The organism is Yoonia sp. 208BN28-4, from assembly GCF_037543925.1.
Classification (GTDB): Bacteria; Pseudomonadota; Alphaproteobacteria; order Rhodobacterales; family Rhodobacteraceae; genus Yoonia.
In genome coordinates this window covers 286,361-312,653 of sequence record NZ_JBBIFY010000004.1, presented here as the reverse complement: position 1 = coordinate 312,653, position 26,293 = coordinate 286,361, and the positions used below count along the sequence as shown (strand labels likewise).

The 26,293-nt window shown below is 59.3% G+C and carries 32 protein-coding genes; 16 read left to right on the top strand and 16 right to left on the bottom strand.

The window, feature by feature from the left end; all coding sequences use genetic code 11:
- Positions 1-31: 31 nt before the first annotated feature.
- Both rpoZ and folK read right to left on the bottom strand, forming a co-directional pair.
- Positions 32-385: a DNA-directed RNA polymerase subunit omega gene (gene rpoZ / locus V8J84_RS15235; RefSeq protein WP_339932702.1), complete on the bottom strand. Its 354-nt coding sequence runs from the start codon at positions 383-385 to the stop codon at positions 32-34.
- Between the two features lie 87 nt (positions 386-472).
- Complete coding sequence (gene folK / locus V8J84_RS15230) at positions 473-1,060, bottom strand: 2-amino-4-hydroxy-6-hydroxymethyldihydropteridine diphosphokinase (protein ID WP_339932700.1); 588 nt, start codon at positions 1,058-1,060, stop codon at positions 473-475.
- A 99-nt stretch (positions 1,061-1,159) separates the two neighbouring features.
- Here folK and V8J84_RS15225 point away from each other — a divergent pair, with 99 nt between their 5' ends.
- From V8J84_RS15225 to rnhA, 7 genes are all read left to right on the top strand, one after another.
- Positions 1,160-1,735: a LabA-like NYN domain-containing protein gene (locus V8J84_RS15225; RefSeq protein WP_339932698.1), complete on the top strand. Its 576-nt coding sequence runs from the start codon at positions 1,160-1,162 to the stop codon at positions 1,733-1,735.
- 236 nt (positions 1,736-1,971) lie between these two features.
- Positions 1,972-2,682 carry a helix-turn-helix transcriptional regulator gene (locus tag V8J84_RS15220; protein ID WP_339932696.1) on the top strand — a complete coding sequence of 237 codons (711 nt, stop codon included), beginning with the start codon at positions 1,972-1,974 and terminating at the stop codon, positions 2,680-2,682.
- A 176-nt stretch (positions 2,683-2,858) separates the two neighbouring features.
- Positions 2,859-3,809: a 4-hydroxy-3-methylbut-2-enyl diphosphate reductase gene (gene ispH / locus V8J84_RS15215; protein ID WP_339932694.1), complete on the top strand. Its 951-nt coding sequence runs from the start codon at positions 2,859-2,861 to the stop codon at positions 3,807-3,809.
- Positions 3,806-4,261: a YdeI/OmpD-associated family protein gene (locus V8J84_RS15210; protein ID WP_339932692.1), complete on the top strand. Its 456-nt coding sequence runs from the start codon at positions 3,806-3,808 to the stop codon at positions 4,259-4,261. Before ispH ends, V8J84_RS15210 begins: the two co-directional genes overlap by 4 nt.
- Positions 4,258-4,710: a DUF3429 domain-containing protein gene (locus tag V8J84_RS15205; protein WP_339932690.1), complete on the top strand. Its 453-nt coding sequence runs from the start codon at positions 4,258-4,260 to the stop codon at positions 4,708-4,710. The genes V8J84_RS15210 and V8J84_RS15205 overlap by 4 nt, the downstream gene beginning before the upstream one ends.
- Before the next feature lies 1 nt (position 4,711).
- The gene (locus V8J84_RS15200) at positions 4,712-5,305 is read left to right on the top strand and encodes a class I SAM-dependent DNA methyltransferase (RefSeq protein WP_339932688.1); all 594 of its coding nucleotides are present in this window, start codon (positions 4,712-4,714) and stop codon (positions 5,303-5,305) included.
- Between the two features lie 14 nt (positions 5,306-5,319).
- Complete coding sequence (gene rnhA, locus V8J84_RS15195; protein WP_339932686.1) at positions 5,320-5,772, top strand: ribonuclease HI; 453 nt, start codon at positions 5,320-5,322, stop codon at positions 5,770-5,772.
- Here rnhA and V8J84_RS15190 read toward each other — a convergent pair.
- Positions 5,769-6,284, bottom strand: coding sequence for a redoxin domain-containing protein (locus V8J84_RS15190; protein ID WP_339932684.1), 516 nt, complete (start codon positions 6,282-6,284; stop codon positions 5,769-5,771). The genes rnhA and V8J84_RS15190 overlap by 4 nt on opposite strands.
- A 148-nt stretch (positions 6,285-6,432) precedes the next feature.
- Positions 6,433-6,639: a 30S ribosomal protein S21 gene (rpsU, locus tag V8J84_RS15185; protein WP_339932682.1), complete on the bottom strand. Its 207-nt coding sequence runs from the start codon at positions 6,637-6,639 to the stop codon at positions 6,433-6,435.
- A 110-nt stretch (positions 6,640-6,749) separates the two neighbouring features.
- Between rpsU and V8J84_RS15180 the strand changes: the two genes are divergently transcribed.
- Complete coding sequence (locus tag V8J84_RS15180; RefSeq protein ID WP_339932680.1) at positions 6,750-7,445, top strand: COQ9 family protein; 696 nt, start codon at positions 6,750-6,752, stop codon at positions 7,443-7,445.
- 4 nt (positions 7,446-7,449) lie between these two features.
- Here V8J84_RS15180 and V8J84_RS15175 read toward each other — a convergent pair whose 3' ends face one another.
- Complete coding sequence (locus V8J84_RS15175; RefSeq protein ID WP_339932677.1) at positions 7,450-7,812, bottom strand: hypothetical protein; 363 nt, start codon at positions 7,810-7,812, stop codon at positions 7,450-7,452.
- A gap of 61 nt (positions 7,813-7,873) precedes the next feature.
- On the opposite strand from V8J84_RS15175, the gene V8J84_RS15170 reads away from it, so the two are divergent.
- Complete coding sequence (locus V8J84_RS15170) at positions 7,874-8,866, top strand: NAD(P)H-quinone oxidoreductase (protein WP_339932675.1); 993 nt, start codon at positions 7,874-7,876, stop codon at positions 8,864-8,866.
- A 14-nt stretch (positions 8,867-8,880) separates the two neighbouring features.
- Here the strand turns inward: V8J84_RS15170 and V8J84_RS15165 are convergent, their stop codons facing one another.
- From V8J84_RS15165 to V8J84_RS15155, 3 genes are all read right to left on the bottom strand, one after another.
- A complete protein-coding gene (locus V8J84_RS15165) occupies positions 8,881-9,846 on the bottom strand; it encodes a DMT family transporter (RefSeq protein WP_339932673.1) in 966 nt (321 codons plus the stop codon).
- Positions 9,847-10,071: 225 nt separating this feature from the next.
- Positions 10,072-11,178, bottom strand: coding sequence for a 3-isopropylmalate dehydrogenase (gene leuB / locus V8J84_RS15160; RefSeq protein ID WP_339932671.1), 1,107 nt, complete (start codon positions 11,176-11,178; stop codon positions 10,072-10,074).
- A gap of 58 nt (positions 11,179-11,236) precedes the next feature.
- Positions 11,237-12,133, bottom strand: a complete 897-nt coding sequence (locus tag V8J84_RS15155; protein ID WP_339932669.1) for a LysR family transcriptional regulator — start codon at positions 12,131-12,133, stop codon at positions 11,237-11,239.
- A gap of 93 nt (positions 12,134-12,226) precedes the next feature.
- On the opposite strand from V8J84_RS15155, the gene V8J84_RS15150 reads away from it, so the two are divergent.
- Positions 12,227-13,138 (top strand): NAD-dependent epimerase/dehydratase family protein, encoded by a 912-nt coding sequence (locus V8J84_RS15150; protein ID WP_339932667.1) that lies wholly within the window; start codon positions 12,227-12,229, stop codon positions 13,136-13,138.
- Here the strand turns inward: V8J84_RS15150 and V8J84_RS15145 are convergent.
- The 8 genes from V8J84_RS15145 to V8J84_RS15110 form a co-directional block, all read right to left on the bottom strand.
- Positions 13,073-14,113 (bottom strand): endonuclease/exonuclease/phosphatase family protein, encoded by a 1,041-nt coding sequence (locus V8J84_RS15145; RefSeq protein ID WP_339932665.1) that lies wholly within the window; start codon positions 14,111-14,113, stop codon positions 13,073-13,075. The two genes, V8J84_RS15150 and V8J84_RS15145, sit on opposite strands and share 66 nt — an antisense overlap.
- 11 nt (positions 14,114-14,124) lie before the next feature.
- Positions 14,125-14,922 (bottom strand): hypothetical protein, encoded by a 798-nt coding sequence (locus V8J84_RS15140; protein WP_339932663.1) that lies wholly within the window; start codon positions 14,920-14,922, stop codon positions 14,125-14,127.
- 414 nt (positions 14,923-15,336) lie between these two features.
- Complete coding sequence (gene leuD, locus V8J84_RS15135) at positions 15,337-15,942, bottom strand: 3-isopropylmalate dehydratase small subunit (protein ID WP_339932661.1); 606 nt, start codon at positions 15,940-15,942, stop codon at positions 15,337-15,339.
- 21 nt (positions 15,943-15,963) lie between these two features.
- Positions 15,964-16,407, bottom strand: a complete 444-nt coding sequence (locus tag V8J84_RS15130; RefSeq protein WP_339932659.1) for a hypothetical protein — start codon at positions 16,405-16,407, stop codon at positions 15,964-15,966.
- 10 nt (positions 16,408-16,417) lie between these two features.
- Entirely contained in the window at positions 16,418-16,876 is a 459-nt protein-coding gene (locus V8J84_RS15125; RefSeq protein WP_339932657.1) for a hypothetical protein, read from the bottom strand.
- Complete coding sequence (locus V8J84_RS15120; protein WP_339932655.1) at positions 16,873-17,325, bottom strand: hypothetical protein; 453 nt, start codon at positions 17,323-17,325, stop codon at positions 16,873-16,875. Before V8J84_RS15120 ends, V8J84_RS15125 begins: the two co-directional genes overlap by 4 nt.
- Before the next feature lie 4 nt (positions 17,326-17,329).
- Positions 17,330-18,733 carry a 3-isopropylmalate dehydratase large subunit gene (leuC, locus tag V8J84_RS15115; RefSeq protein ID WP_339932653.1) on the bottom strand — a complete coding sequence of 468 codons (1,404 nt, stop codon included), beginning with the start codon at positions 18,731-18,733 and terminating at the stop codon, positions 17,330-17,332.
- Positions 18,734-18,961: 228 nt separating this feature from the next.
- Positions 18,962-19,561, bottom strand: coding sequence for a hypothetical protein (locus V8J84_RS15110; protein ID WP_339932651.1), 600 nt, complete (start codon positions 19,559-19,561; stop codon positions 18,962-18,964).
- 146 nt (positions 19,562-19,707) lie between these two features.
- Between V8J84_RS15110 and V8J84_RS15105 the strand changes: the two genes are divergently transcribed.
- From V8J84_RS15105 to V8J84_RS15080, 6 genes are all read left to right on the top strand, one after another.
- Positions 19,708-21,117: a mechanosensitive ion channel family protein gene (locus V8J84_RS15105; protein WP_445285980.1), complete on the top strand. Its 1,410-nt coding sequence runs from the start codon at positions 19,708-19,710 to the stop codon at positions 21,115-21,117.
- 169 nt (positions 21,118-21,286) lie between these two features.
- Positions 21,287-21,658: a ribosome silencing factor gene (rsfS, locus tag V8J84_RS15100; RefSeq protein WP_339933154.1), complete on the top strand. Its 372-nt coding sequence runs from the start codon at positions 21,287-21,289 to the stop codon at positions 21,656-21,658.
- Positions 21,659-21,664: 6 nt separating this feature from the next.
- Complete coding sequence (rlmH, locus tag V8J84_RS15095) at positions 21,665-22,135, top strand: 23S rRNA (pseudouridine(1915)-N(3))-methyltransferase RlmH (protein ID WP_339932649.1); 471 nt, start codon at positions 21,665-21,667, stop codon at positions 22,133-22,135.
- Positions 22,136-22,218: 83 nt separating this feature from the next.
- On the top strand, positions 22,219-23,733 hold the full coding sequence (gene gpmI, locus V8J84_RS15090; protein WP_339932647.1) for a 2,3-bisphosphoglycerate-independent phosphoglycerate mutase: 1,515 nt from the start codon (positions 22,219-22,221) through the stop codon (positions 23,731-23,733).
- Positions 23,730-24,857: a murein hydrolase activator EnvC family protein gene (locus V8J84_RS15085; protein ID WP_339932645.1), complete on the top strand. Its 1,128-nt coding sequence runs from the start codon at positions 23,730-23,732 to the stop codon at positions 24,855-24,857. The genes gpmI and V8J84_RS15085 overlap by 4 nt, the downstream gene beginning before the upstream one ends.
- An 18-nt stretch (positions 24,858-24,875) precedes the next feature.
- Positions 24,876-26,240, top strand: coding sequence for a S41 family peptidase (locus V8J84_RS15080; protein ID WP_339933152.1), 1,365 nt, complete (start codon positions 24,876-24,878; stop codon positions 26,238-26,240).
- Positions 26,241-26,293 lie beyond the last annotated feature (53 nt).

Below are 26,293 nucleotides of genomic sequence, written 5' to 3'. Positions count from 1 at the left end.
CCGGATATCCGACAGGCCAGACCGGCGCGGTTTAGCGCTGGCCTTGCGCTTCCATAAGGGCACGCAGCAGTTTTTCTTCTGACATGTCATCTTCTACAGGTTTGTCAGCTTCCTGACCCATCAGCAAAGACATGCTGTCTTCTTCAGGCTCATCAACTTCAATCTGTGTCTGGTTTGCTTCGATCATACGCTCGCGCAGATCGTCGGCACCTTGCGTTTCGTCAGCGATCTCGCGCAGGGACACGACAGGGTTCTTGTCGTTGTCGCGGGCAACGGTGATCGGGGCGCCGGATGCAATCTCGCGTGCCCGATGGGCAGCCAGCATCACCAGTTCAAACCGGTTCGGGACCTTATCAACACAATCTTCTACCGTCACGCGGGCCATTGGCGCACTCCACTCTCGATACGGGGGATTCTATGAATTACGCCGCATACGCCCTCGCGCCTGAAAACACAAGCCCCGCAACGCCACTCAAAGCCTGACAACACTGGCAAGTTCATCCGCCGCACACGCATCGCGCATCTGATCAACGGTCAGGCCGCTGACAGGATGCTGCCACTGCGGCGCCACGTCAGATAACGGCACCAACACAAATGCGCGATCCTGCATCCGCGGATGTGGCAGGATCAGACGGTCGGGCGCATCCTGCATCTGCTCTGCCAACGGCAAATCCCGCCAGTGCGCAAAGGTAGGCCGGTCCGGCATCACGGACTGGCCCACCGCGATCAGATCAAGATCAAGCGTGCGCTGCCCCCACCTGACATCGCGCGTGCGCTGCGCCTTGGCCTCGATCCGGTGCAAAAGCGCCAGCAAATCCTCGGGCGCTATCGATGTTTCAATCGCAGCCGCCGCATTTACAAAATCTGGCCCGGCACCGGCTGGAAAGGCAGGCGTGCGGTAAAAGGCGCTGATCCGCGACTCTCCGCCTGCGGCCTTGGCAAGTCGCGCAAGGCCTTCTTGCACAGTCTCTAGCGGTCCGCCCCATGATGACGTTGCGTTCGACCCTGCCGCGATCAGGGCAGTTGACCTTGCGGATATCCGCTCGTGGACTTGCGACATGACCTGATTTGACCTAGCTATTGCAGTGCTGCGTGACATTTTTTTACCACTCACACACTCACGGACAACACGCAGTACATTTTTGGAAGGACATTATTAATGTTTTATCGTGACGAGCGTCTTGCGCTCTTCATCGATGGTTCAAATCTGTATGCGGCTGCCAAGTCGCTTGGCTTTGACATCGATTACAAACTTCTCCGGGCAGAGTTTATGCGCCGCGGCAAAATGCTGCGTGCGTTCTACTACACCGCTTTGCTGGAAAACGACGAATACTCTCCCATCCGCCCACTTGTCGACTGGCTGCACTACAACGGCTTCTCGATGGTGACAAAACCAGCCAAGGAATACACCGACAGCATGGGTCGCCGTAAAGTGAAGGGTAACATGGACATCGAACTCACGGTGGACGCCATGGAACTTGCCCCGCATGTCGATCACGTTGTTCTCTTTTCGGGTGACGGTGATTTCCGGCCGCTGATTGAATCGCTGCAACGCAAGGGCGTGCGCGTCTCTGTGGTGTCAACGATCCGTAGCCAGCCGCCCATGATTGCCGACGAACTGCGCCGCCAGTGCGATAACTTTATCGAACTTGATGAACTGCGCGACGTGATTGGCCGCCCCGCACGGGAGCCGCGCCCTGAGCGCGAAGAGGCTTTGGCAGACGACGCCGAATAGGCACAGCCAAACCAATCGTACAAAAATACAGCCGGTCAGGGAAACCTGACCGGCTGTTTGGTATTCAAATACATCTTTACCGCGCGCAACCAGATCACCACTCACTGCAAACCGGCCATTTATCACGCTCACACAACGCACTAGCATAAACAAAGCACCCGTCATAAGGTATCCCCACAAACAGGGGGGATACGGTTTCGGTGAAGTTGTTCGAGCACGCTCAGCAGATTGAGCAGATGACAGAAATCGCACAGCTTTGGGATACTTGCCTTGCTGTTCTATCAGAACACGGCGTTGATTTCGTGATCTACAACACCGTTGATGCTAATGGTGACAACCCCTTTGTGCTGACCAACGTGCCAGAAATTTTTGCAACCGTTGACCCCACCAACGATCCGTTTCTGGCCCATTGCTGCACCAGCTATGAAATCTGGTCCACCGGCCCTGAATTCCTGCCCGACTACGATTACCTGCCACCTGCGGCAAAGGCATTTATCTCCGCCGCGTCGCGCACAGGCTTTCGCGCGGGGCTTGGCATCCCCATGCGCCTTGAAGGCTCCGAGCGGTATGGCGGCTTTAACATCGGCACGCAGCTGAACCGCGCTGCATTCGAGGCGCAGATCCTGCCACTGGCCGAAGACTTCCGCTTTTTCTGTCTGCTCATGCACCGCCGGATTGAGGAGTTGTCCCGCGACGGGCTGACAACCCAGTCAGATGATTTCCGCGCGCTTCTTGTTGCACCCGAAAATGCCGTGCTGGCCAATCTCAGCCCCCGCGAAAAAGAGGTGATCTATCTGGTGGCCAAAGGGGTGAGCCGCAAGGAATGCGCGCGCCTGTGCGGCATATCGCCCAACACCGTGGCCGAATACACCAAATCCGCTTACCGCAAACTGGGTGTCCAGAACCGTGTCGAGGTCGCTAATTTGGTCACCCGCAGCACCGGATAGGCGTTTTTTGAATTGGTATCGTATGATCGCCGTAGGCGGGGCCTGTCCCCGCTTGGCCCACCGGGCCAACCTCAAAAAATGATGTGCGGCGTCAGCCGCTCCGTTGGATCACGCATCGCATCACTGGACCTTGCGCGCCCAAAGCCTTACCTCTGGACAAAGCGAAAGAGGCCCCGATGACACGATCCCCCCTCACCCTTTATCTGGCCGCACCACGCGGATTCTGCGCAGGCGTGGACCGCGCCATCAAGATCGTCGAAATGGCGATCGAAAAATGGGGCGCGCCTGTCTACGTCCGCCACGAAATCGTGCACAACAAATTTGTCGTTGATGGCTTGCGCGACAAGGGCGCGATCTTTGTCGAAGAACTTGATCAATGCCCTGACGACCGCCCTGTCATTTTCTCGGCCCACGGCGTGCCAAAAGCCGTGCCAGCCGCCGCCGCCAAGCGCGAAATGATCTACGTTGATGCGACCTGCCCGCTTGTGTCCAAGGTCCATATCGAGGCGCAGCGCCATGCCGATGCGGGCCTTCAGATCATCATGATCGGCCACGCAGGCCACCCCGAAACCGTCGGCACCATGGGGCAGCTGCCCGAAGGGGATGTCCTACTGGTCGAGACACCCGCCGATGTTGAAACGGTCGCGGTCCGCGATCCGGCGAAACTTGCCTTTGTCACCCAGACCACCCTGTCGGTTGATGATACCGCTGATGTTGTGGCCGCTTTGCAGGCCCGTTTCCCGCAGATTGTCGGACCACATAAGGAGGACATCTGCTACGCCACCACTAACCGTCAGGAAGCGGTGAAGGTGATGGCCCCGAAATGTGACGCCATGCTGGTCGTGGGAGCACCCAATTCTTCCAACTCCAAACGTCTGGTCGAGGTTGGCGCAAGGGCGGGCTGCAATTATGCCCAGCTTGTCCAAAGGGCCAGCGATATTGACTGGCGCGCACTCGACGGCATCACCTCCATGGGTATCACCGCTGGCGCTTCCGCACCGGAAGTGCTGATCAACGAAGTGATCGACGCCTTCCGCGACCGCTATGACGTGACTGTCGAAATGGTGGAAACCGCCGTTGAGAACGTAGAGTTCAAAGTTCCCCGTGTGCTGCGAGAGCCTGCATGAGCGGCGATTACCACGCATTTGAGGGCACGATCATTCCGATGGAGTGGGGCACGGCCACCTACACCGTTCTACCTTTGCCAAATGCGGTTTCAGACGCGCTGGCACAGGAGGGCGCAAAACGTGTGGAAGGCGAAATTGGCGACTATCCCGTGAACCTTGCCTTGACCAAAGCACCTGTGATTGACGCGGTCTTTCTTTACACTGGCAAGACGTTTCTGCGCGATAGCGGCCTGTCACCGGGTGAGGTGATTGACGTGCGCTTGCGCATGGCGCCGGAACAAGATGTCGAAGTGCCAGAAGACCTGACACTGGCCCTGCGACAGGCGGATCGCTCTGCGGCGTGGGCTGCTCTGACGCCGGGCAGACAGCGCGGCTTGATCCACACGGTTAACTCGGCCAAACGCCACGAGACCCGAACCAAACGCATCGCGAAAGTTGTGATGGACCTATGACGCACATTCCCCGTTCCGCCCTGCTTCTTGGCCTTGCCGGCCTGCTGCCGTTTTTGCTGGGCATGGTGACAATGCTGCGGCCCGAAGGGTTCGGCTTTTGGGTGCAGCAAAACTTCGGCGGGCGATTTGTCGGCCCGTATCTGCAACTGGCGTACGGCGCGATTATTCTGTCGTTCATGTCCGGCGTGCTTTGGGGTTTTGCTACCAAAGCCGAAGGCCAGCTGGCCGCAATGGGCTACGGTCTGTCTGTGATACCTGCTCTTTGGGCGTTCTTCATGGTTGGCGGCGGACCAACTGCTGCGGCGGTCAACCTGATCTTCGGATTTCTGGGACTTCTGGTGCTGGATTGGTATTTCTGGCGGCTGGGCCTTGCGCCGAAATGGTGGATGCACCTGCGTATTCTGCTGACCGCTGGCGTCATCATCACGCTCTTGCCGATTGTATTTTAAGATGGTCGACGCCAAGACAATCCATTTCTACGACACCGCCGCGGATCGCTATGACAACCTGACCAAACGCGGCGCACCAGATGCGCATTTGCTGGCATTTATGGATTTGCTTCCAGAAGGCGCTGACGTGCTCGATCTGGGCTGCGGCCCTGCGCGCGCCTCTGTGCATATGCGCGACGCAGGCTTTCATCCCGATCCTGTGGATGCGTCCTCGGGCATGGTAAAGCTTGCAAATGACGCGCATGATATCGGCGCGCGCCTGCTGACATTTGATGATCTGGACATGGTTGCGGCCTACGATGGCGTCTGGGCCAACTTCTGTCTCCTGCACGCCCCGCGCACCGACCTGCCCCGCCATCTGGCCGCGATTGCAACGGCGCTGCGTCCGTCTGGCGTTTTTCATATCGGCATGAAAGTCGGTGAGGGCGAGGATCGCGACCACATCGAGCGCAAATACACCTACGTCACGGTGACCGAATTGCGCGGGCTGCTGGAGGACGCGGGATTTACAATTCTGGGCATTGACGAGGGGCGCGAAAAAGGGTGTGCAGGCACCGTTGATCCATTCGTCGTGATGCGCGCCCGAAAACCCTAAGTCGAAAGCCTGAAATGCCACAACTTTATGCCTACACAGACGGTGCCTGCTCCGGCAATCCCGGCCCTGGCGGCTGGGGCGCGATCCTGATCGCCCGCGAAGGCGAGACGGTGGTCAAAGAACGCGAATTGAACGGCGGCGAGGCGCATACAACAAACAACCAGATGGAGCTGATGGCTGCGATTTCCGCGCTTGAGGCTTTGTCACGCGACAGCACCGTGACGGTCGTGACCGACAGTTCCTACGTCAAGGACGGGATCACCAGCTGGATTCACGGCTGGAAAAAGCGTGGCTGGAAAACGGCTGGCAAAAAGCCGGTGAAAAACGAAGACCTGTGGAAGCGCCTTGATGCCGCCACCCAGCGCCACAACGTGACGTGGGAATGGGTCAAGGGCCACGCGGGCCACCCCGAAAACGAACGTGCCGACGAATTGGCGCGCGCCGGAATGGCCCCGTTCAAGCCTTAGGCGTGCGTGCCGCGGATCGGATAGCCTTTATCGCGGACGAATTTGATCCCGTTCAGCACGCCCTCAAGATCGGGGCGCAGGAACGGAGCGTTCGACACGTCAATCATCTGCACATTGCCGTCTGCATTGACGACATACAGCCCCGGCTCTGCAAATGGCCGGTCAGTTTCTTCGGGCGAGCGCGGATCAGACACGAAAAGCCCTAGGGTTTGCATGTCTGCAATACTGAGGTCGTAGCCAACCGCACCTGTGTAGCCTGTCTCATCAACAAAGGCCTGCGCCTTTTCCTCCGGATCACCTGAGACCAGAGCAACAGAAACACCAATATCGGCGAACTTGGATTGCATAGGCTCAAGCGCTTTGGCGTATTTCTTGCAAATCGGGCAATGTTGGCCGCGATAAACGATGATCAACTGCCAGTCGTCAGCCTGCCCCAGCGTTATCGTCCCGCCACCAAGCTTTGAAACCTCTGTTGTGGGAAATGCGCTGCCTGCGTCCAATGTGATTGCCATGGTCGTGTCCTTCATTTGATTGTGTCACCTGCCTAACGCCCCAGCGCAGCCAGCGTTGCAAAGACACGAACACGAAGGTGTGTTGCAGAACAAAAAACCCCCACAGCGGACTGCGGGGGTTCTTTAATTCGAAACGTCTAGGGGTGCTTTACAGCAATCCCTCACGCTGCGCTTTCTTACGCGCCAGCTTACGCTGACGGCGGATTGCTTCGGCCTTTTCACGGGCCTTGCGGATCGACGGCTTTTCGAAATGCTGCTTGAGCTTCATTTCACGAAAAACGCCCTCACGCTGAAGTTTCTTCTTCAGAGCACGCAACGCCTGATCGACGTTGTTATCACGAACACTAACCTGCATGTGGTTTTCACCACCTCTCTAAGTTGGATTTGCAATAAGTTGCAGGAAGTGGGCATGTAGCAACTCTGCCCTAGTTTGTCTAGTATCCCCGCCAAGAAGGAGCACCGCTGATGAACACGCCTGCCGATCCGATCAAAACACAGCTTCTGGAAGCGATTGTGCCGCATGTGGCGTTCGACGGATGGTCCCCGCAGGCGTTTGAGGCGGCAATAGCGGACGCGGATATCACTCCGGCAGACGCCCGTGCTGCTTGCCCGCGCGGCGCTGTTGATCTGGCGATTCTCTTTCACGAACAAGGCGATGCCGCCATGGTCGCCGCGTTGGCCAACAGCAATCTGGACGGCATGCGGTTTCGCGACAAAGTGGCCCATGCCGTGCGCCTACGACTGAACGTGATCGACGACAAAGAGGTCGTGCGCCGTGGCACAACGCTTTTTGCCCTGCCCCATCTTGCCCCTGAGGGCGCGAAACTGATCTGGGGCACTGCGGATGCGATCTGGACGGCCTTGGGTGACACATCCGACGATGTGAACTGGTACACCAAACGCGCCACGCTTTCGGCGGTCTATGGTTCTATTGTCCTGTTCTGGCTTGGGGATCAAAGCGCCGGTCACGCCGAGACAGATGCGTTTATCGACCGGCGGATCGACAATGTGATGCAATTCGAACAGGTCAAAGCCGGTGTGCGCAACAACAAGGTGCTTGGCCCGCTGACAGCCCCGCTGGAGCGGATGATGGGTATGATCAAAGCGCCATCGGCTGCGTCAAACATGGACCTGCCCGGCATCTGGCGCGACCCGAAGTAGGCGGTCAGCCGCTGCGCAACAGGGTGGCCAAGGTCACGCAATGCAGGATTGCAATGGGGATGTTGGCGCCCACAACCGGATTATCCATTCCAACGATGCCCGCAGTCAGGAATTTATAGACGATCTGCACGGCAAGCAGCCCCACGGCCAAGGTTGCCACCTGTTGCTGCCACCCCAGCGCCAGCATGGCCAGTCCCACCGCTGATAGCACAAGAATTGCGATATAGATGCTGGTCAGGATGCGGCGGGCCGGTGTGTCAGGGCCAAAGGCTGCGTCCATGCCAGCGCTGTCTTGCAAGATACCCGGCACAACTGCGGCAAGAACCCCGACGTTCACCAGCAATGAAATTGTCAACAAGATGATCATTGTTCATAACTAGCCTGACCGCGCCGCCCATCAACGCGCCCGAAATGAAGGACATCCCACCATGGTTTACCCGCTGACAGGCCGCGCCGTGCATATCGCCAAAGCTGGCGGGCCAGAGGTGCTGACCCTTGGCAGTGACGCGCCCAAAAGCCCAGCCGCTGACGAGGTGCTGATCAAGGTGGCCTATGCAGGCGTCAACCGTCCTGACGCGCTGCAACGTGCAGGGCTTTATGATCCCCCCAAAGGGGCTAGCCCTATTCCCGGTCTGGAATGCGCAGGCGAGATTGTCAGCGTCGGCCAAGGTGTGACCCAGTGGAAAAAGGGCGACAAGGTATGCGCCCTTCTGCCGGGCGGTGGCTATGCCGATTACGCGGTGACACCTGCCGCACATTGCCTGCCAGTCCCCTATCCGATGACACTGAAGCAGGCGGCGTGCTTGCCAGAGACCTTCTTTACGGTCTGGTCCAACGTATTCATGCGCGGCGGGCTGCAAGCGGGCGAAAGGTTTTTGGTGCACGGCGGTTCGTCCGGCATCGGCACCACGGCAATCCAACTGGCCAAAGCGTTCGGCGCGCGTGTTTTTGCCACGGCTGGCACCGATGAGAAATGCGCGGCCTGCACCGACTTGGGCGCAGAGGCTGCTTTCAATTACCGCGACAGTGATTTTGTGGAGCAGATGCGTGCCGTTGGCGGGGCCGACCTGATCCTTGATATGGTCGGTGGAGACTACATTCCGCGCAATCTCAAGGCGCTGGCGGACGATGGTCGGTTGGTGCAAATCGCCTTCCTGCAAGGGCCTAAGGTTGCGGTGAACTTTGTGCAACTGATGACCCGCCGCCTGACGATGACAGGCTCAACCCTGCGCCCCCAGTCCGATCTGGCCAAGGCGCGGATCGCGGACGCCCTGCACGCGCAGGTTTGGCCGCTTTTGAACGCGGGACGCATCGCGCCCGTCATGGATCAGGAATTCGCGCTTGAAGATGTGGCAGCCGCCCATGCACGCATGGAAAGCAGCGCACACATCGGCAAAATCGTTCTGCGCGTCAACGGATAGCGCGTCGCAGGCCATTATTGCTTGCGCGGCGGCTTGTTACCTTCGGCGCGCATGAACAGGCTGATGCGCGGCGTTGTGCCTGTTTCGGACCGTGACCGCGTGCGCAGGACAGGCGTGTTCTGGGACGCGTCCGATCTGCTTTCACGCAGCACGATATAGACGCCAGAGGCGATGATGATACCCGCCCCAATCGCTGTTGGCTGGTCAATCGTTTCGTTAAAAAAGAAGAACCCGTAGGCGGACGCCCAGACGATCTGGCTGTACTGCATTGGCGCGATGATCGCCGCCTCGCCTGCCTGATAGGCCACGATGATCATCCGGCTCGCGGTCCAGGCAAAGGCCGCGACGATGGCCAGCATGCCCAGATGCTCGATCGGCATCGGCACATAAACCAATGGCAACAGGCAGCCCATGACGACAAAGTTCGTGACCATCGGATAAAGCAGCATAACAACGGGACGTTCTTCCGCGCCAATCTTGCGCACGACGATAGAGGCCACGGCACCGCCGGTGGCAGCAGCAAGGGCCGCCGCGTGGCCCAATGTCAGTTCGGTTGTGCCGGGACGCAGGACCACCAGAACGCCGATCAGGCCGACAATCACCGCCATCCAGCGACGCATTCGCACACGTTCGCCCAGAACGGGAATCGCAAGGATCGTGATCATCAGGGGCGACGCAAAGATGATTGCGTAAACCTGCGCCAATGGCAGCACTGAAAACGCATAGAAAGCCGACACACCGGTGACCACTGCGGCCAGCGTGCGCAGCGCCAGCCACCACGGGTGCTTCGGGATCAACGTGCCGGACGTGGCATCCCGCATCAGCATCACAGTGGCCAAGGGGAACGACAGCAGCACCGAAAAGAACACGATCTGGATGGGTGAATAGGCACCGCCCAGCACTTTGATGATCACGTCATGGGTCGAAAAGATGCCAAACGCCGCAAGGGCAAACAGGGCGCCACGTGCATTGGGTGACATTCAAAGCATCCTTTTGATCGCGCGTCGGGTGTTACCGCTCACTGCCAAAGGATGTGACGCAGGTCAACGGTCAGCCGCGCATGGCTGCCCCCGCAGAAATGGCACATCAGCGGGTGTGAAGATGCTGGCCTAGGTGCCCAACAGACGTAGACAAGCCATGTTTCCGGCAAAACCAAGGGGTCTCCCGTAGCCCTATGAGGCTACGGAAATCATCTAAGTGCAGCCTTAGGTCAGCGACGCGTCAAGCTGTGCGAGGATCGCATCACCCATCTGCGTTGTCGTCAGCGGCGTGCCACCTTCAGGACCCATCAGGTCACCCGTCCGCGCACCCGAGGCCAGCACGTCCTCGATCGCCTTTTCCAGACGATCAGCTTCGGTGCCTTCGTCAAAGGAATACCGCAGCGCCATCGCAAACGACAGAATGCAGGCAATCGGGTTCGCCTTGGATTGACCGGTAATGTCGGGGGCAGAGCCGTGGACCGGTTCGTACATCGCCTTCGGGCGACCGTTGGCCATCGGCAGGCCAAGCGATGCGGATGGCAGCATGCCCAGCGATCCGGTGAGCATCGCAGCGCAATCTGACAGGATGTCGCCGAACAGGTTATCGGTATAGATCACGTCAAACTGCTTGGGTGCGCGCACCAGCTGCATCGCGCCGTTGTCGGCATACATATGCGACAGCTCCACCTCGGGGTAATCCGCGCTGACCTCTGTCACAACATCGCGCCACAGGATCCCGCTTTCCATGACGTTGGCCTTTTCCATCGAGCACAGCTTCTTGTTGCGCTTCATCGCCAGTTCGAACGCCGCGCGTGCGCCGCGTTCGATCTCGGCTTCGGTATAGCGCTGGGTGTTTACGCCAACGCGCATGTTGTCCTCGGTGTGGATGCCGCGCGGCTCCCCGAAGTAGACGCCGGATGTCAGCTCGCGCACGATCATGATATCAAGGCCAGACACGATGTCCTTTTTCAGCGACGAGAAATCGGCCAAGGCGTCAAAACACTGCGCGGGACGCAGGTTTGCGAACAGGTCCATTTCCTTGCGCAAGCGCAGCAGGCCACGCTCCGGCTTCACGCTGAAATCCAGATCGTCGTATTTCGGGCCGCCCACGGCCCCCAAAAGCACCGCGTCAACCTCTTGGGCTTTGGCCATCGTATCGTCATGGAGTGGCGTGCCGTGCTTGTCATAAGCGGCACCGCCAACCAGATCTTCGGACACGTCAAAGGCCATATCGCGCTTGTCGCCGAACCACGTGATGACGCGCTTCACCTCATCCATAACCTCGGGGCCAATACCGTCACCGGCAAGTATCAAAAGGGATGGGTTCGACATCAGGCTAATCCTTCGCAAAAACTGGGTTGCCGTTGGTTAGCCCGTTGTTGCACGGGGTTCAAGATACCAAGCGGCCCAACCCGTCAGCAAGCAAATCCCACACTCTTCGAATACGGGGCGTCTGGCGCATCGCCTCGTGGGCGGTCAGCCATATCGGCAGCGGCGGGATCGGGAATTGCAGATCAAGTTCCTGCACGTCCGGGTCTTTGGCGGCGATACTGCATTGGGCAAAGCCGATGCCGCAGCCCGCCCGCAGCAGCTCCAGATAGGCGATATGATCGTCACAGCGCGTTTTGAAGAAATCGCGCCCCACGTCAAAGCCAGCCTGCGCAAAGCCTTCCCAGATAGCAGGATTTTCATCGTAGCCGACGAAATCATGGGTCAGCATATCGTCAGGCGTCTGAGGCGTTCCGCGCCGTGCGACATAGTCTTTTGATGCGAACATGCCCAAGGCCAGATCACCTATATGGCGTGTGATCAGATCAAGCTGCGTGGGCCGGTACATGCGCAAGGCGATGTCGGCCTCGCGGTAGAGCAGGTTGCGGCTTTCATCGGATGGTACAAGTTCAATCGCGATCTCGGGTTCGGCCTGCCGGATATCCGCGATGATCTGCGGCAGATGATAAATGGAGGTGGCAGCACTTGCGGTGATGCGCACCGGCCCTGCAAGACGGTCCGTCTGCCCCGCCGATGTCAGAACGATCTGATGCATCGCATCGCGCATCTGACGCGCTGGCGCGACAAGGGCCGCACCGGTATCGGTCAGGCTTAACCCGCGTGGATTGCGATGGAATAGCTCGGCAGCAAGCTGCGTTTCCATCGCCTTGATCTGGCGGCCTAGTGTTGGCTGGCTGGCGTCCAAATCGCGCGCGGCGGCAGACAGGCTTCCTGTCTCGGCGACAGCCAGAAACGCCTGCACCAGCGACCAGTCCAGCGTGCTAATCGATTTGTCCATTCAATTATGAATACATGACCTGCATTTTTTGGCAATTTCTTTTCGTCAATGCATAGGAGAGGGTCGGGTCAGATTTCAGCAATGGAGATGACCATGACACAGACAGTTCTTATTCTAGGCGGCTCTGGCCGCATTGGCACTCACGCTGCAGCCGCGTTCTGGGATGCGGGCTGGGCCGTTCGGCATTTCGATCGCAAGACCGATAACATGACGCAGGCCGCACGCGGTGTAGATGTGATTGTCAACGGCATGAACCCTGCCAATTATCACAACTGGGCCAAGACCATTCCCGCGATCACCCATCAGGTGATTGCCGCAGCAAAGGCCAGCGGGGCCACCGTCATCATTCCCGGCAACGTCTATAATTTTGGCGATCGCGGTGGGCAGTTTGACGAAACGACCCCGCAAACACCAAACACCCGCAAAGGCCAGATCAGAAAAGAGATGGAGCAGGCCTACCGCGATGCAGGCGTGCCGACCATCATCCTGCGGGCCGGCAACTTTCTCGATCCCAACCGTAACGGCGATATCCAGTCGCTGCTGATCCTGAAGTCGGCGCATAAAGGCATCGTGACAACGCTCGGCGATCCTGACGTGCCGCAGGCCCATGCCTATCTGCCCGATTGGGCCCGCGCTGCCGTGATGCTGGCTGAAAAGCGCAGCACGCTGGACGTGTTTGAGGACATCCCCTTCCCCGGCCATACCTTTACCATGCGCGACCTTGCCGTTGCCGTGGAAAGCCGGACAGGCAAGCCGATGCGCCTCAAGCGTTTTCCGTGGTGGTCCGTCACGCTGATGGCGCCGTTTTGGGAACTGATGCGCGAGTTTCGCGAGATGCGCTATCTGAATGATATGCCGCACTGGCTTGGAACGGACAAATTTGACCGCCTGTTGCCGGAGTTTCAGGCCACAGACCTGCAAACAGCGATGCTTGCGGGCCTAGCGGGCGATATCAACCCAGACCAATCGGTGGGCACCGGTCGCAAGACCATCGCTGCCCAATAGATCGGCGTCGGCAGTATCGGGGGCGGGCCAGAAGACGCCCGCCCCTGTCACGGTCAGGTTTGCGGAGGGCAGCACATAGCTGACCCGCAGATTGCCAGGTCCGGTGTCGGGCCAATCTGCGGTATCAGTGGCCGGATCACCCCCATGCGGTGCATCAGCCGCCAAAGCACCACCATCGCTGCGCGGCGCAGGGTCTTGCAGACGCGGATCGGACAAAAACGCCGCCATCGCATCGGCGTAGCCATCCCCGTCAACTGGATCTAGATTGCTGTTCCCAAGCACGACAAACTGCTCTGGCGCGGGTCCATAAACGCTGTCCAGCACGTGGCTCCACAGCATCAGCTCGTCACGGTTGCGCAATCCGTTTCGATCCTCTGGCCCGTCGAAAACCGGTGGAGAGGCAGAAAAGGCCAGCAGTGTGATTTGCCCACCATCAGGCAAGGCGACCGGCACCATCCAGTGTCCGCTGTGCGACAGGCGCAGGACACCATAGACTGACGCCGCATCGGGATGCGTGGGCAGTGTGGCATCCGGCACGTCACGCCACAGAACATCAGACAGATCGCGCGCCTCGTCCGCCAGAACGGGCAGTCGCGACAAAAGCGCCATCCCGCCGTCACCTGCAAACCGGCCATAGCCCATCGCATCGCGCGCATCCCCCAGATAGCCGTCAGCATCCAGATCAAGACCCGTTGCCATGCCCGTATTGGGCGGCCACGCGAATTGGGTGGTATAGCCCGCATCAAGCGCATCGGCGAAAGCGGACAGCGCCAGACCGTCAAGATCATAATCGAAATCGGTCAGCAGCAGGATATCCGGCGACACTTTGCGGATGATCTGCACAATGCTGGCCAGCTGGTTATCTTCGGCCTTCAGGATATCACGCAGCAGAAGACCGGGGCCATCGCGGCTTAGCGGGGCGGCATAAGTGGCAATGCGCAACGGCTCTGCCAACAGGGCAGAGCCGGAGGCCATCAGGAAAAGGGCTAGGCCGAGATCATACCATCTGCGACGGCAGCGGCGTAGGCCCGCTTGCGTTGCAGGTAGATCATCTGCGCCACACGGCTGAGGGCCACACCACGCATCAGAAGGCTTGCTGGCAAAAAGGCCCATGCGGTGACTGTCCAGATCAGTGTTTGCGGGTCGGCAAAGCTGATCGGCGCCATGAAACTTGACGTCAGCTTGAATACCGCTGGCACCAAGAATGGCAGCAGAAATCCTAAGATAAGGTTAATTTGACTGTCGCGGTTGAGGCGATCGACCACATCACCGCCGGCTGTCGGGTCGAATGTTGGCAGGTTCACCCAAACGTTAAATGACCGGCTGCGGCGCGGCCAAGCATGGCGGCGCAGGATCAGAACAAAGACGGCCAGCGAAATCAGCGACACGAAATACGAAAGACCCGCCGCCGTGCGCATGGAGGCTACGACCTCGGCGTCGGTTGTCGCGGGCAACATGACCAGCATCAAGCGCACCGGCGAATAGGGAAAGTCGATCGACGTGCCGATCCGCTCACCAATCACCTGGAAGAACTGTGTGAACGTGGACGGGTCATCCGCACCACGGAAGATGATCGACAGGGCAAACACGGTGGCAAAAAGAGCACCAAAGCGCAGGCGGTTGAACGGTGGTGCGGCGCGAAATTCCACAAGGCTGGGGCTGGCGGAGGTGTATTCGATCACGGTGAAAATCGCGGCGAACAAGGCCACAAGTGTCACAATCTGCACGCCGTCCGACCCGCCGCCCGGCAATAGGATTGACGGCGTCATGATCATCAAAGTCATCAAAGCTGCGCGTGAAAGCGCACCTGGCAAGCGAGATTGCACTGCGTTACTACCCTCATTCCGGCCGGACGCGATACGATGCCGTGTCCTTGTTCCGTTCTGATCCTGCTTTTGATTTGCAGGTTGCCTCATTCTTGCCATGTTTCTGCCCAGTTTCAGAGAATCCATCAAGCTCGAGGATCATCTGACGCAAAAACTGCGGCTCTTTTGGGACAGAACTGGTGCGAGATTGCAACCATTTGGGGCTGAGGCTGTGGCTATGAAGGTCGCGCCACAAGATGTTGTATCAGCACGCTATTTTGTCGCAACAAGGCGACGCGATTTATCATCAATCTAAATCAAGATGCGCGGATTGGTGATCCGCGATACAGCCTGACGCCCCTGTTTGAGGGCGTCAGGCCAACGCTTATCGCCTTAGACCCAAGGGCGCGCTGATCCGGCCTGCGCCTCAAACGTGTCGATTGCGGCGGCCTTTTCCATCGTCAGACCAATATCATCCAGACCGTTCATCAGGCAGTGCTTTTTAAATGCGTCCACCTCGAAGCTATAGACCTCGCCGTCCGAAGATGTGACGGTCTGCGCGTCCAGATCAACGGCGATGCGGGCATTTGCACCTTTCTCGGCGTCTTTCAACAATGCGTCGCGCTGATCTTCCGGCAGGACAATGGGCAGGATACCGTTCTTGAAGCAGTTGTTGTAAAAGATGTCGGCAAAGCTGGTGGAGATGACGCAGCGGATGCCGAAATCCGCAATCGCCCAAGGCGCGTGTTCGCGCGAGGAACCGCAACCAAAGTTGTCACCCGCCACAAGGATCGATGCCTCGCGGTAGGCTGGTTGGTTCAGCACAAAGGTCTCGATTTCGTTGCCCGCATCGTCATAGCGCATCTCGTCGAACAGGTTCACGCCAAGGCCGGAGCGTTTGATGGTTTTCAGGAACTGCTTGGGGATGATCATATCGGTGTCGATATTAACCAGCGGCATAGGGGCGGCAATCCCGGAAAGCGTTGTGAACGGTGTCATGGTGTATCCTTTACGAAAGGGTCAGGCCGCTTGTGCGGCAAAATAGCGGGCGCTGATATCGCGCAAATGCGCCATCAGCAGTGAAAGGTCGGGCTGTGTGGCATGCTGTGATGTCTGCTGCCACGTCCGGTTTTTGGCGGGCGATGCGGGGCGCGGTGCAAAGACCGGCTTGAAAATACGCGACGACGCCCAGCGGCTCCCGCCCACGCTGCCGCGCATGTGGCCCAGCACACCGCGATCCGCCAGATCGACCATCAGCGAATTTGCCTGTTCGACCGGCACGCCTAGCGTTTGCGCAAGGCTCCACGAACTGATCGAAACACGCGACTGCGCATGTATGATCGCACCGTGGAGGGCTGCGGCTGAATAAGGTGCCGCCTTGGCCACGCGGGCCAGCGGAACACGGGGGAGCAGAGGTGCGGTGACCGCTGCGCCAATCATGGTAAGAAAGCTGCGTCTTTTCATGTCGTCCCCCTCACGCCACACATCGCGGGCTAAGCGTGAAGCCGTAGTCGCGGCATAGCTGATGCAGATGCGCCATAAACGGCTGCTGTTGCACCGATTGCGCATCAGAGATCTCAGACTGCCGCGCTTGGCGCAGCTTGGCACGGGTGGCGCGTGATGCGGCGTCGAGCCCCCAGCAATCGGGGCGCAGAATATTGCTCACCGCCCGTACTGATCCGCCAGAGCCGACCACAGGGGTCACGTGACCCGCCGTTGTCATTTCCGCGATCATCGCTTCGGCCTGTGCGGTTGTCACTTTCAGGCAGTAGGCAATCCCGCGCACCGATACATGCGGGCGCGTGCGGGCGTGGAATACGGCAAGGCCATACATATAGCGGTTGTAGGTCGCAGCCTGTGCAGGGGCCGCCATTGGCAGCGCAGGTGTCGCAATCACGGCACCCAGCATTTGCAGAAAACCGCGCCGCTTCATGCCACTGCCCCCAAAGCCCGCGGGCTGAGTGTCAGGCCGCGCTGGACACACAAATCGTGCAGATAGTGCAGCATGTGGTTCACGGGCCGTGACGGCTGCGAGTGGCGCGATGTCGTCTGCGTCTCTTTCTTCTGTGTCACGGGCCGCACGGCATAAGGCACAACCGGACGGAATACGCGGCTGGCGGCACTGATCGGTCCGTTGGCGCATCCATGCACCGGCCCCACAACGCCACGCCGCGACAAGTCGAGCAGCAGCTTCTCCGCCTCGGGCATCGGCACACCGACACGGCGTGACAGACCGATCACGCTGACCAGCGGATATTTACGGGCATGCGCCGCCACCGCCGCAGAAAGATTGCGCGCAGCCCCCTGCCCCATTGCGGGCATGGCCGGAGCCGCCAAAGCCGCCCCAAGCATTGTCAGAAAGCTGCGCCGTTTCATCGTCATCGCGCTACATCATCTCCCGCACGTCGGTCAGCTTGCCCGTGATCGCAGCCGCAGCCGCCATCTGTGGCGACATCAGGTGTGTACGTCCGCCACGGCCCTGACGGCCTTCGAAGTTGCGGTTGGACGTGGCCGCACAGCGCTCACCGGGAGCAAGTTGGTCGGGGTTCATCGCAAGACACATGGAGCAACCTGCCAGACGCCATTCAAAACCGGCATCGATAAAGATTTGCGCCAGCCCCTCTTCCTCGGCCTGTGCGCGCACAAGACCGGAGCCGGGCACGACCATCGCGCGCGTGACGGCGATTTTCTTACCCTTCAGGATTTCGGCAGCGGCACGCAGGTCTTCGATGCGACCATTGGTGCAAGATCCGATAAAGACGGTGTCGATAGCGATGTCGGACAGCGGCGTGCCGGACTTCAGGTCCATATAATCAAGCGAGCGTTGCGCCGCGCCAACCTTGCCACCTTCAAAATCGTCGGCAGCTGGCACGTTGGCAGTGATCGGCAGCACGTCCTCGGGCGATGTGCCCCATGTCACGACAGGCGCGATGTCTTCGCCCTTCAGTGTGATCGTCTTGTCGAAATGCGCGCCTTCGTCGGTGAAGAGCGTTTTCCAATAGGTCACAGCAGCTTCCCACTCGGCGCCCTTTGGCGCATGCGGGCGGCCTTTGCAGTATTCGAACGTCTTTTCGTCAGGTGCGATGATGCCAGCGCGTGCGCCGCCTTCAATCGCCATGTTGCAGACGGTCATGCGTCCTTCCATGGACAGATCGCGGATCGCCTCGCCCATGTATTCGATGACATAGCCCGTGCCGCCAGCGGTGCCTGTCGCACCAATGACGGACAGGGTGATATCCTTGGCCGTGACGCCAGGGCGCAGTTTGCCCGTGATCTCGACCTTCATGTTCTTGGATTTCTTCTGGATCAGCGTTTGCGTGGCCAGAACGTGCTCCACCTCGGATGTGCCGATGCCGTGGGCCAGCGCACCGAACGCACCGTGGGTCGCGGTGTGGCTGTCGCCGCAGACAACGGTCATGCCGGGCAGTGTCCAGCCCTGCTCTGGCCCCACGATGTGCACGATGCCCTGACGGACGTCGGACACGGGGTAGTAGTGCAGACCAAATTCCTTGGCGTTCTTGTCGAGCGCCTCGACCTGAATGCGGCTGTCCTCGGTCATCGTCGCCGCATTGGCGCGGTCCAACGTTGTCGGGACGTTGTGATCCGGCACGGCAATCGTCTGCTCGGGCTTGCGGACGGTGCGGCCTGTCATGCGCAGACCTTCAAACGCCTGCGGGCTGGTCACTTCGTGGACAAGGTGACGGTCGATATACAGCAGGCAAGTGCCGTCTTCGGCTTCGTGGGCGACGTGATCATCCCAGATTTTATCATAGAGCGTTTTGGGGGACATGGTCCTCTCCCGTGGTTTGTCAGTGGTTATTTGCGAGGCGTGCGGGAACGGCCGACGATTAGCCGTTGGATAGGACAGTGCAGGACGCGCCAAAAAACCGCCAAGGCAGTCGTGCGCGATCATCCATATCAAAAACCTTGTTCATAAGGGTCAGATACACACACCAGCCCTGCCCCGCAAGGGTCATTGGCGTGTGATCTTTCCCCCTTGAACGCGCGGTAGCGGACCTTAGTCGGCGGTTACGTTGATGAAAATCTCGGCGCCGCCAGTCATTGTACCACTTTCAACGGATGCTTTGCCCGCACCTACCATATAGGTGCCACCGTTCCCGAACAGACGATTGCGCAAGGCACCATCGACAGTGATCACCTCACCTGTGCTGCGGGTCAGCGTGCCGTCAACATCGGCGTCAATCACGGTGCGCCCCTGCTCTTGCTCAAGCCCTGTGCTGGCGACGGTCAACTCACCGTCATAGGTGCCTGTCGGATCGTCAAAATCATAGAAGCGGCCACTGAGCACATCGCTACCCGGTGCCCCGAAGGTTGCGGTCAGCGTGGCGCGCCCGACCGCCTCTCCTGCTGGCACCACCGATCCGTCAGATGCGATTTGCGCAAAGCCTGAATAGTTTGTGGTGCCCGGTGGCGGCAGGTTGGCCTGCGGCGCGGAAAAGAGCGCTGCGTTCTCATTCTGCAATGCCTCAAGCAGGGGCTTGTTCACGCCCGGATCGCGCATGGGATCACCTGCTGAGCCGTTGTTGCTGCCACCACAGGCAGCAAGGGTCATCAAAGCAGGAATAGCGATCAGCACAGGGAGGGAAGGTTTGGTCATATCAGTCACTTTCTTTAAAAATCGATGGTTTAATAGTCTGAATTAATCCCGTGCGCCCGCGCTGTGTCAAGAGATCGGAATAGCTGCGGTGGTTGATCCAAGCGGTGACTTCCGGCACAGTTGGACAAACGCAAAGCGGGCAGGCAATGGCACAACACACTGAATTGTCCGAACCAGGTTCGGGACCGGACTCTGTTATCACCGACCAGCAGGTTGCGGCGCCGCTGGAGGAAATTCTCGATATCGGTCAGTCGCTTTACATGCAGGCAGAGGTTTTCCTCAACAGCTTGCTGCGGCCATGGAATTTCTATCAGATCGTGATTGCAATCGGCCTCTTTGCGCTGGCGCATGTGCTGCGCGCGATCTTTGGCCCGCGCATCCGCGAATGGATGGCCAGCCGTGAAAACTGGCCCAAATGGCGGATCCGGATCCTTGTTGTGATCCATCAGCGGCTCAGGCCGATCTTTTTCGTCAGTCTGATCTGGCTCACGGTCTGGACCATGCGGGCTGTCACATGGCCAAGCCGCAGTTACCTGCTGTCCGTCATCGCCACATTGGCCTTGGCGTGGCTGTCGGTTGTGTTCCTGACCCGCCTGATCAAAAGCCCGACACTGCGCAAACTGGTGCGTTACGGCGCGTGGATTTACGCCACTCTTTATATCCTTGGTCTGGTCAGTGAGGCGGAAACCTTGCTGGACACCGCAGGCTTTAACGTTGGCGGCATCCGGTTTTCGCTGCTGTTGCTGGTGCAATCGGTGGTCATTCTGGGTGTGCTGATCACGCTGGCCCGTTTTGCCACCACAACCACAGCCAGCCGGATCAGAAGCAACGAAGACATCAGCCCGTCCATGCAGGTGCTGATCGTCAAGGTGCTGCAAATCGGGCTTTACGCGGCAGCCTTTTTTATCGGTGTGAGGTCGCTGGGCATTGATCTGACCGGCCTTGCAGTGCTTTCGGGTGCGATTGGTGTGGGCCTTGGTTTTGGTCTGCAAAAGGTCGTGTCCAACCTCGTGTCGGGTGTGATCATCCTGCTGGACAAGTCGATCAAGCCCGGTGACGTGATTTCGCTGGGTGAAACCTTTGGCTGGATCAACTCGCTGGGTGCCCGCTACGTGTCGGTCGTCACGCGTGACGGCAAAGAATACCTGATCCCGAACGAGGACCTGATTACCGGACAGGTGGTGAATTGGTCCCACTCCAACGATTTTGTGCGGCTCGATATCCATTTTGGCACAGCCTACGGTGACAACCCGCACGAGGTACGCAAGCTGGCGATTGAAGCCGCGCAAAGCGTGGATCGCGTGCTGCGGTCGCGGCCTACGGTGTGCCACATCATCGGGTTTGGCGACAGCTCTGTGGACTATATCCTGCGGTTCTGGATTTCCGACCCCACTGGCGGCCTGACCAATATCCGCGGCAACGTGTTTCTGGCCCTTTGGGATACATTTGCGGCCAACGGCATTTCGATCCCCTTCCCGCAGCGCGAGGTGAAGGTGCTGAACACCGAAGACGCCGCGCAAGCCGGTGCTTTTGTGCCACCTGATGCGGCGGACTGACACGCACGCGCGAAAATCTGCGCCTTACCACGGCGTGCATGTTGAAATCACAGCGTGCCGTTGCTAGCTTGGGGCAAGCCTTGTGCCGGGGCGAAAACTTGGTTTGGAACGGCACACAACGGAGGACAATGAACTGTCTTTTACACCATCGGTCGCTGGCGCGGCCAACATGGACGCCAAACCGATGAGCGTCCAACCGCACGCAGACAGCGAAGTGCTGCTGGCTGCCATTCTGAAATCTCTTAACGACGACAAGGGCGAGGACATCGTGCAGATCAATCTGCGCGGCAAATCCGAGATCGGTGACTATATGGTTATCGCTTCGGGCCGGTCCACACGTCAGGTCGCGGCGATGGCCGAAAAGCTGACCGAGCGCCTGAAGGCGGAATTCGGTGTGCTGTCCAAAACCGAAGGCAAGGATGCAGGCGACTGGGTCCTGATTGATACCGGCGATATCATTGTGCACATCTTCCGTCCGGAAGTGCGCGAATTCTATCAGCTGGAAAAGATGTGGATGCCCTCCAAGGCTGACGCTGAATAACCCGCGATGCGGGTGCACATCTGCGCCGTGGGCCGCCTGCGCAAGGGGCCCGAGCGCGATCTTTATGACGACTATCTCACACGGTTTGACCGGACCGGGCGCAATATGGCGCTTGGCCCGGCCAAACTGATTGAGGTCGAAGACAAAAAGGGCGGCGGTATGGCCGCCGAAGCGGCCCTGCTTGAAAAAGCCATTCCCGCAGGGGCACTGATCTGCACATTGGACGAACGCGGCGACGTGATCAGCTCTCCGATCTTTGCGGATCGTCTTGCAAGTTGGCGGGACACCGGCCGGCAGGATGTGGCGTTTGTGATCGGTGGTGCCGACGGCATTGATCCCGCACTTCGTGCGCGTGCTGACGCATCACTGAGTTTTGGCAAAATGGTCTGGCCGCATATGCTGGTCCGCGTGATGCTGGCCGAACAGCTTTACCGTGCGGCCTCAATCCTGTCCGGTGGTCCTTATCATCGGGCCTGAGATGAGTTGTTTTGGCCAAATGAAGATGGAATTGCAGGGCCTAATCCGCTAGGGCTCTGCGCAAAGCTGCAAGGAGCGATGCCATGACCACACCCAAACCTGTTGTTTTGTGCATTCTGGACGGATGGGGTCTGTCCGACAGCAAGGACGGCAACGCGCCCGCCCTTGCCCGCACACCAAACTTTGACCGGATCATGCAAGGGCCGCACGCCCAGCTGTTGACCCACGGACGCGACGCTGGCCTGCCAAGCGGGCAGATGGGCAATTCAGAAGTAGGCCACACGAATATTGGCGCGGGTCGCGTGGTGGCGATGGATCTGGGCCAGATTGATCTGGCCATCGAAGACGGGTCATTTGCCACGCAAAAGGCCATCCAGTCCTTTGCCGATACGCTCATACAGTCCGGTGGCACTGCCCACCTGATGGGTGTTGTCTCCGACGGCGGTGTGCACGGCCACGTGGCGCATATCATCGCAGCGGCCAAGGCGTTACGCACCGCCGATATCCCTGTTATTCTGCACGCAATCACCGACGGGCGCGATGTGGCACCATCTTCGGCCAAAACCTTTATGACCGACCTGCAACGCGATCTGCCGGACGGCGTGACGATCGGCACCGTGATCGGGCGGTATTTCGCGATGGACCGCGACAATCGCTGGGAACGTGTGCAAACGGCCTATGACGCGATGGTGAACGGCAAAGGCGATGCAGCGCCAGATGCACAGTCCGCGATCGCGCAGGCCTATGATCAGGACAAGACCGACGAATTTATCCCCGCAACCGTGATCGGCGACTACGCCGGATTTGCGGAAGGCGACGGTCTGTTTTGCCTAAACTTCCGTTCTGACCGCGCGCGCGAGATTCTGGCGGCCATTGGCGATCCCGATTTTGACGGCTTTGACCGCGACCTGCCAAAACTGGCCGCGCGGCTGGGCATGGTCGAATACTCGGACAAACACACGGCCTGGTATGACACCGTATTTCCCAAGCGCGACATCCCGAACACGTTGGGCGCATGGGTGGCAAAGCACGGCAAGACCCAGTTCCGGCTGGCGGAAACCGAAAAGTATCCGCATGTAACGTTCTTTCTGAACGGCGGGAAGGAAACCCCAGAAGAAGGCGAAGACCGCCACATGCCAAAATCACCGAAGGTTGCGACCTATGATATGCAGCCCGAAATGTCGGCAGGCGAAGTCACGGCGGCTTTTGTTGATGCGATTGGCAAGGGCTATGATCTGATCGTCACGAACTACGCGAACCCCGATATGGTCGGTCACACCGGTGATCTGGACGCCGCCATCGCCGCCTGCGAGGCAGTAGACAATGGTCTTGGACAGGTGCTCGAGGCATTGAAAAAGGCTGGCGGCGCGATGATCGTGACCGCTGACCACGGTAATTGCGAAGTGATGATCGCCCCCGATACAGGCGGGCCGCACACTGCTCATACGCTGAACCCCGTGCCGGTGGCTCTCGTTGGTGGACCTGCTGGCGCAAAGCTGCATGACGGGCGGCTGGCCGACCTTGCGCCCACATTGCTGGGCCTGATGGGGCTTGATCTGCCTGACGAGATGACCGGAGAAAGCCTGATTTCGGCATGATGCGTCTGGCTGCACTCTTGCTGTGTCTGGCGACGCCCGCAACATCGCAAGACACGGCGGCCGCTATCGCACAGGCGGCGGCTGATCGGCTGGAAAACGCAGGCGAACAACTGGCCCGCGCACAAGGCGCCCGCAACCGTGTGGCTGCACTGACCGAAACCGTGCAAGCCTATGAGGACGGGCTGGTCGCCATGCGCGACGGCCTGCGGCGGGCTGCGATCCGGCAATCGACACTGGAAACCGACTTGCAAAACAAGAGCGCCGAAGTCAGCCGATTGCTGGGCGTGTTGCAGTCCATGGGTCGCGCGCCCACGCCGCTGCTATTGCTGCATCCAACCGGTCCGACTGGAACTGCGCGTTCGGGGATGATGGTGGCTGATGTCACCCCCGCCATTCAGGCCGAAGCTGACGCCCTGCGCGCGCAACTGGAAGAAGTGGCGCTTTTGCGGACGCTGCAGCAAAGCGCGACACAGACATTGCAAGACGGGTTGGAAGGCGCACAGGCCGCACGCGCGGCCCTTAGCACTGCCGTGCAGGAACGCACCGATCTGCCGCGCCGCTTTACCGATGACGGTGTGCAAACGGCCCTGCTGCTGGCCAGCACCGATACGCTAGACAGCTTTGCCGCTGGTCTGAGTGATGCACTGCTGTCCGATGTGGCACCCGCCGCCGATCCCGCCGCAGTTAAAGGCGATCTGTCCCTGCCCGTGCAGGGCCAGCTTTTGCGCCGCTATAATGCCGAGGATGCGGCAGGCGTTGCCCGCCCGGGGATCATCATCGCCGCCCGTCCGCGTGCGATCGTGACAAGCCCGGTTCCTGCAACAATCCTGTTTCGCGGCCCCTTGCTCGACTACGGCAATGTGGTGATCATCGAACCCGCAGCCGACGTTCTTTTTGTGATCGCCGGACTGGCCGAGGTTTACGGCGAGGCGGGTCAGGTGATCCCCGCAGGTGCCCCGCTTGGCCTTTTGGGCGGAGATCAGCCTGCTGCTGACGCAATTTTGACCGGATCGGATGGGAATAGTGCAGTAATAGCCAGCGGCGGACAGTCGCAGACCCTTTATCTTGAGGTCAGAGAAGGGCAAAGTCCGGTAGACCCGGCCACATGGTTTGCGCTGGAATAGATGATTGAGGTTTCTGAGATGAAAAAGCTGATGATGGCTGCCGCTGGCGGTTCTGTTTTGGGATTGGTCGCAACGACCCAAATCGCGGGCCCGCTTCTTGCGCAAGAGGCATCCAACAACGCCACTGTGTACGAACAGCTTGATCTGTTTGGTGACATCTTTGAACGCATTCGCGCAGGCTATGTCGAAGATGTCGACGAAGGCGATCTGATCGAGGCTGCGATCAACGGCATGCTGACATCGCTTGACCCGCACTCCAGCTATCTGTCCGCCGAAGATGCCGCCGACATGCGTGTGCAGACACGCGGCGAATTTGGCGGTCTGGGGATCGAGGTCACGCAGGAAGAGGGCTTTGTCAAAGTCGTCTCGCCGATGGATGGCACCCCTGCCGACGACGCTGGTATTCTGGCCGGTGACTTTATTACGGCCGTTGACGGCGAAAGCGTGCTGGGACTGACACTGGATGACGCGGTTGAACTGATGCGCGGGCCTGTCGGGTCCGAGATCATCATCACCGTGGTGCGCGAAGGCGAGGTAGAACCGTTCGAGGTGTCCATCATCCGCGACACGATCAAGCTGACCGCCGTGCGTCACCGCACCGAGGGCGCTGCTGTCGTGCTGCGCGTGACGACATTCAACGACCAGACGTTCCCCAATCTTGAGGAAGGTCTGAACGAACAGATCGAAGCCGCTGGCGGTATCGACAACATCGACGGCATCGTGCTGGACCTGCGCAACAATCCGGGCGGCCTGCTTAATCAGGCAATCTATGTGTCCGATGCGTTCCTTGAGGCGGGCGAGATCGTCTCGACCCGTGGCCGCGACCCGCAGGACGGCGATCGCTTCAATGCACAAGCCGGTGATCTGGCACAGGGCAAACCGATTGTCGTGCTGATCAACGGCGGTTCCGCGTCTGCGTCCGAGATTGTTGCAGGTGCGTTGCAAGACCACCGTCGCGCCATCGTGGTCGGCACCAAATCGTTTGGTAAGGGGTCCGTGCAAACCGTTGTGCCGCTGCAAGGCGAAGGCGCGATGCGTCTGACCACCGCGCGCTATTACACGCCATCAGGCCGCTCTATTCAGGCGCTTGGCATTTCGCCCGATATCATTGTGGAACAACCCCGTCGCGCCCCGGAAGAGGAAACAGAGGATGGTGACGAGCCACGCCAGTTCCGCTCCGAGGCGGACCTGCGGGGCAGCCTTGATAACGACAGTCTGACCGAGGACGAAATCCGCCAGATCGAGGAAGATCGCGCCCGCGCCGAAGCCGCAGCCGATCTGCGCGAGGATGATTATCAACTGGCCTATGCCATTGATATCCTGAAAGGTCTAAATGCCCTTGGTCCGCAGGTCGACGTTGATGTGACCGTCGACGCTGACTGATCAACGCCACACTGGCAAAAAACACAAAGCGCGGGACACAGTCCCGCGCTTTT

Coding starts and splice junctions, on each gene's coding strand:
- rlmH (WP_339932649.1), top strand. CDS start 21,665: ATGCGGGTGCACATCTGCGCCGTGGGCCGCCTGCGCAAGGGGCCCGAG.
- V8J84_RS15085 (WP_339932645.1), top strand. CDS start 23,730: ATGATGCGTCTGGCTGCACTCTTGCTGTGTCTGGCGACGCCCGCAACA.
- V8J84_RS15210 (WP_339932692.1), top strand. CDS start 3,806: ATGAGCGGCGATTACCACGCATTTGAGGGCACGATCATTCCGATGGAG.
- V8J84_RS15180 (WP_339932680.1), top strand. CDS start 6,750: ATGAACACGCCTGCCGATCCGATCAAAACACAGCTTCTGGAAGCGATT.
- V8J84_RS15105 (WP_445285980.1), top strand. CDS start 19,708: ATGGCACAACACACTGAATTGTCCGAACCAGGTTCGGGACCGGACTCT.
- rpoZ (WP_339932702.1), bottom strand. CDS start 385: ATGGCCCGCGTGACGGTAGAAGATTGTGTTGATAAGGTCCCGAACCGG.
- folK (WP_339932700.1), bottom strand. CDS start 1,060: ATGTCGCAAGTCCACGAGCGGATATCCGCAAGGTCAACTGCCCTGATC.
- leuD (WP_339932661.1), bottom strand. CDS start 15,942: ATGACACCGTTCACAACGCTTTCCGGGATTGCCGCCCCTATGCCGCTG.
- V8J84_RS15130 (WP_339932659.1), bottom strand. CDS start 16,407: ATGAAAAGACGCAGCTTTCTTACCATGATTGGCGCAGCGGTCACCGCA.
- V8J84_RS15170 (WP_339932675.1), top strand. CDS start 7,874: ATGGTTTACCCGCTGACAGGCCGCGCCGTGCATATCGCCAAAGCTGGC.
- V8J84_RS15225 (WP_339932698.1), top strand. CDS start 1,160: ATGTTTTATCGTGACGAGCGTCTTGCGCTCTTCATCGATGGTTCAAAT.
- rsfS (WP_339933154.1), top strand. CDS start 21,287: ATGGACGCCAAACCGATGAGCGTCCAACCGCACGCAGACAGCGAAGTG.
- ispH (WP_339932694.1), top strand. CDS start 2,859: ATGACACGATCCCCCCTCACCCTTTATCTGGCCGCACCACGCGGATTC.
- V8J84_RS15190 (WP_339932684.1), bottom strand. CDS start 6,284: ATGGCAATCACATTGGACGCAGGCAGCGCATTTCCCACAACAGAGGTT.
- V8J84_RS15205 (WP_339932690.1), top strand. CDS start 4,258: ATGACGCACATTCCCCGTTCCGCCCTGCTTCTTGGCCTTGCCGGCCTG.
- V8J84_RS15120 (WP_339932655.1), bottom strand. CDS start 17,325: ATGACGATGAAACGGCGCAGCTTTCTGACAATGCTTGGGGCGGCTTTG.
- rnhA (WP_339932686.1), top strand. CDS start 5,320: ATGCCACAACTTTATGCCTACACAGACGGTGCCTGCTCCGGCAATCCC.
- V8J84_RS15165 (WP_339932673.1), bottom strand. CDS start 9,846: ATGTCACCCAATGCACGTGGCGCCCTGTTTGCCCTTGCGGCGTTTGGC.
- V8J84_RS15150 (WP_339932667.1), top strand. CDS start 12,227: ATGACACAGACAGTTCTTATTCTAGGCGGCTCTGGCCGCATTGGCACT.
- V8J84_RS15140 (WP_339932663.1), bottom strand. CDS start 14,922: ATGACTTTGATGATCATGACGCCGTCAATCCTATTGCCGGGCGGCGGG.
- gpmI (WP_339932647.1), top strand. CDS start 22,219: ATGACCACACCCAAACCTGTTGTTTTGTGCATTCTGGACGGATGGGGT.
- V8J84_RS15080 (WP_339933152.1), top strand. CDS start 24,876: ATGAAAAAGCTGATGATGGCTGCCGCTGGCGGTTCTGTTTTGGGATTG.
- leuB (WP_339932671.1), bottom strand. CDS start 11,178: ATGTCGAACCCATCCCTTTTGATACTTGCCGGTGACGGTATTGGCCCC.
- V8J84_RS15145 (WP_339932665.1), bottom strand. CDS start 14,113: ATGGCCTCCGGCTCTGCCCTGTTGGCAGAGCCGTTGCGCATTGCCACT.
- V8J84_RS15125 (WP_339932657.1), bottom strand. CDS start 16,876: ATGAAGCGGCGCGGTTTTCTGCAAATGCTGGGTGCCGTGATTGCGACA.
- V8J84_RS15110 (WP_339932651.1), bottom strand. CDS start 19,561: ATGACCAAACCTTCCCTCCCTGTGCTGATCGCTATTCCTGCTTTGATG.
- V8J84_RS15220 (WP_339932696.1), top strand. CDS start 1,972: ATGACAGAAATCGCACAGCTTTGGGATACTTGCCTTGCTGTTCTATCA.
- V8J84_RS15155 (WP_339932669.1), bottom strand. CDS start 12,133: ATGGACAAATCGATTAGCACGCTGGACTGGTCGCTGGTGCAGGCGTTT.
- leuC (WP_339932653.1), bottom strand. CDS start 18,733: ATGTCCCCCAAAACGCTCTATGATAAAATCTGGGATGATCACGTCGCC.
- V8J84_RS15200 (WP_339932688.1), top strand. CDS start 4,712: ATGGTCGACGCCAAGACAATCCATTTCTACGACACCGCCGCGGATCGC.
- V8J84_RS15175 (WP_339932677.1), bottom strand. CDS start 7,812: ATGATCATCTTGTTGACAATTTCATTGCTGGTGAACGTCGGGGTTCTT.
- rpsU (WP_339932682.1), bottom strand. CDS start 6,639: ATGCAGGTTAGTGTTCGTGATAACAACGTCGATCAGGCGTTGCGTGCT.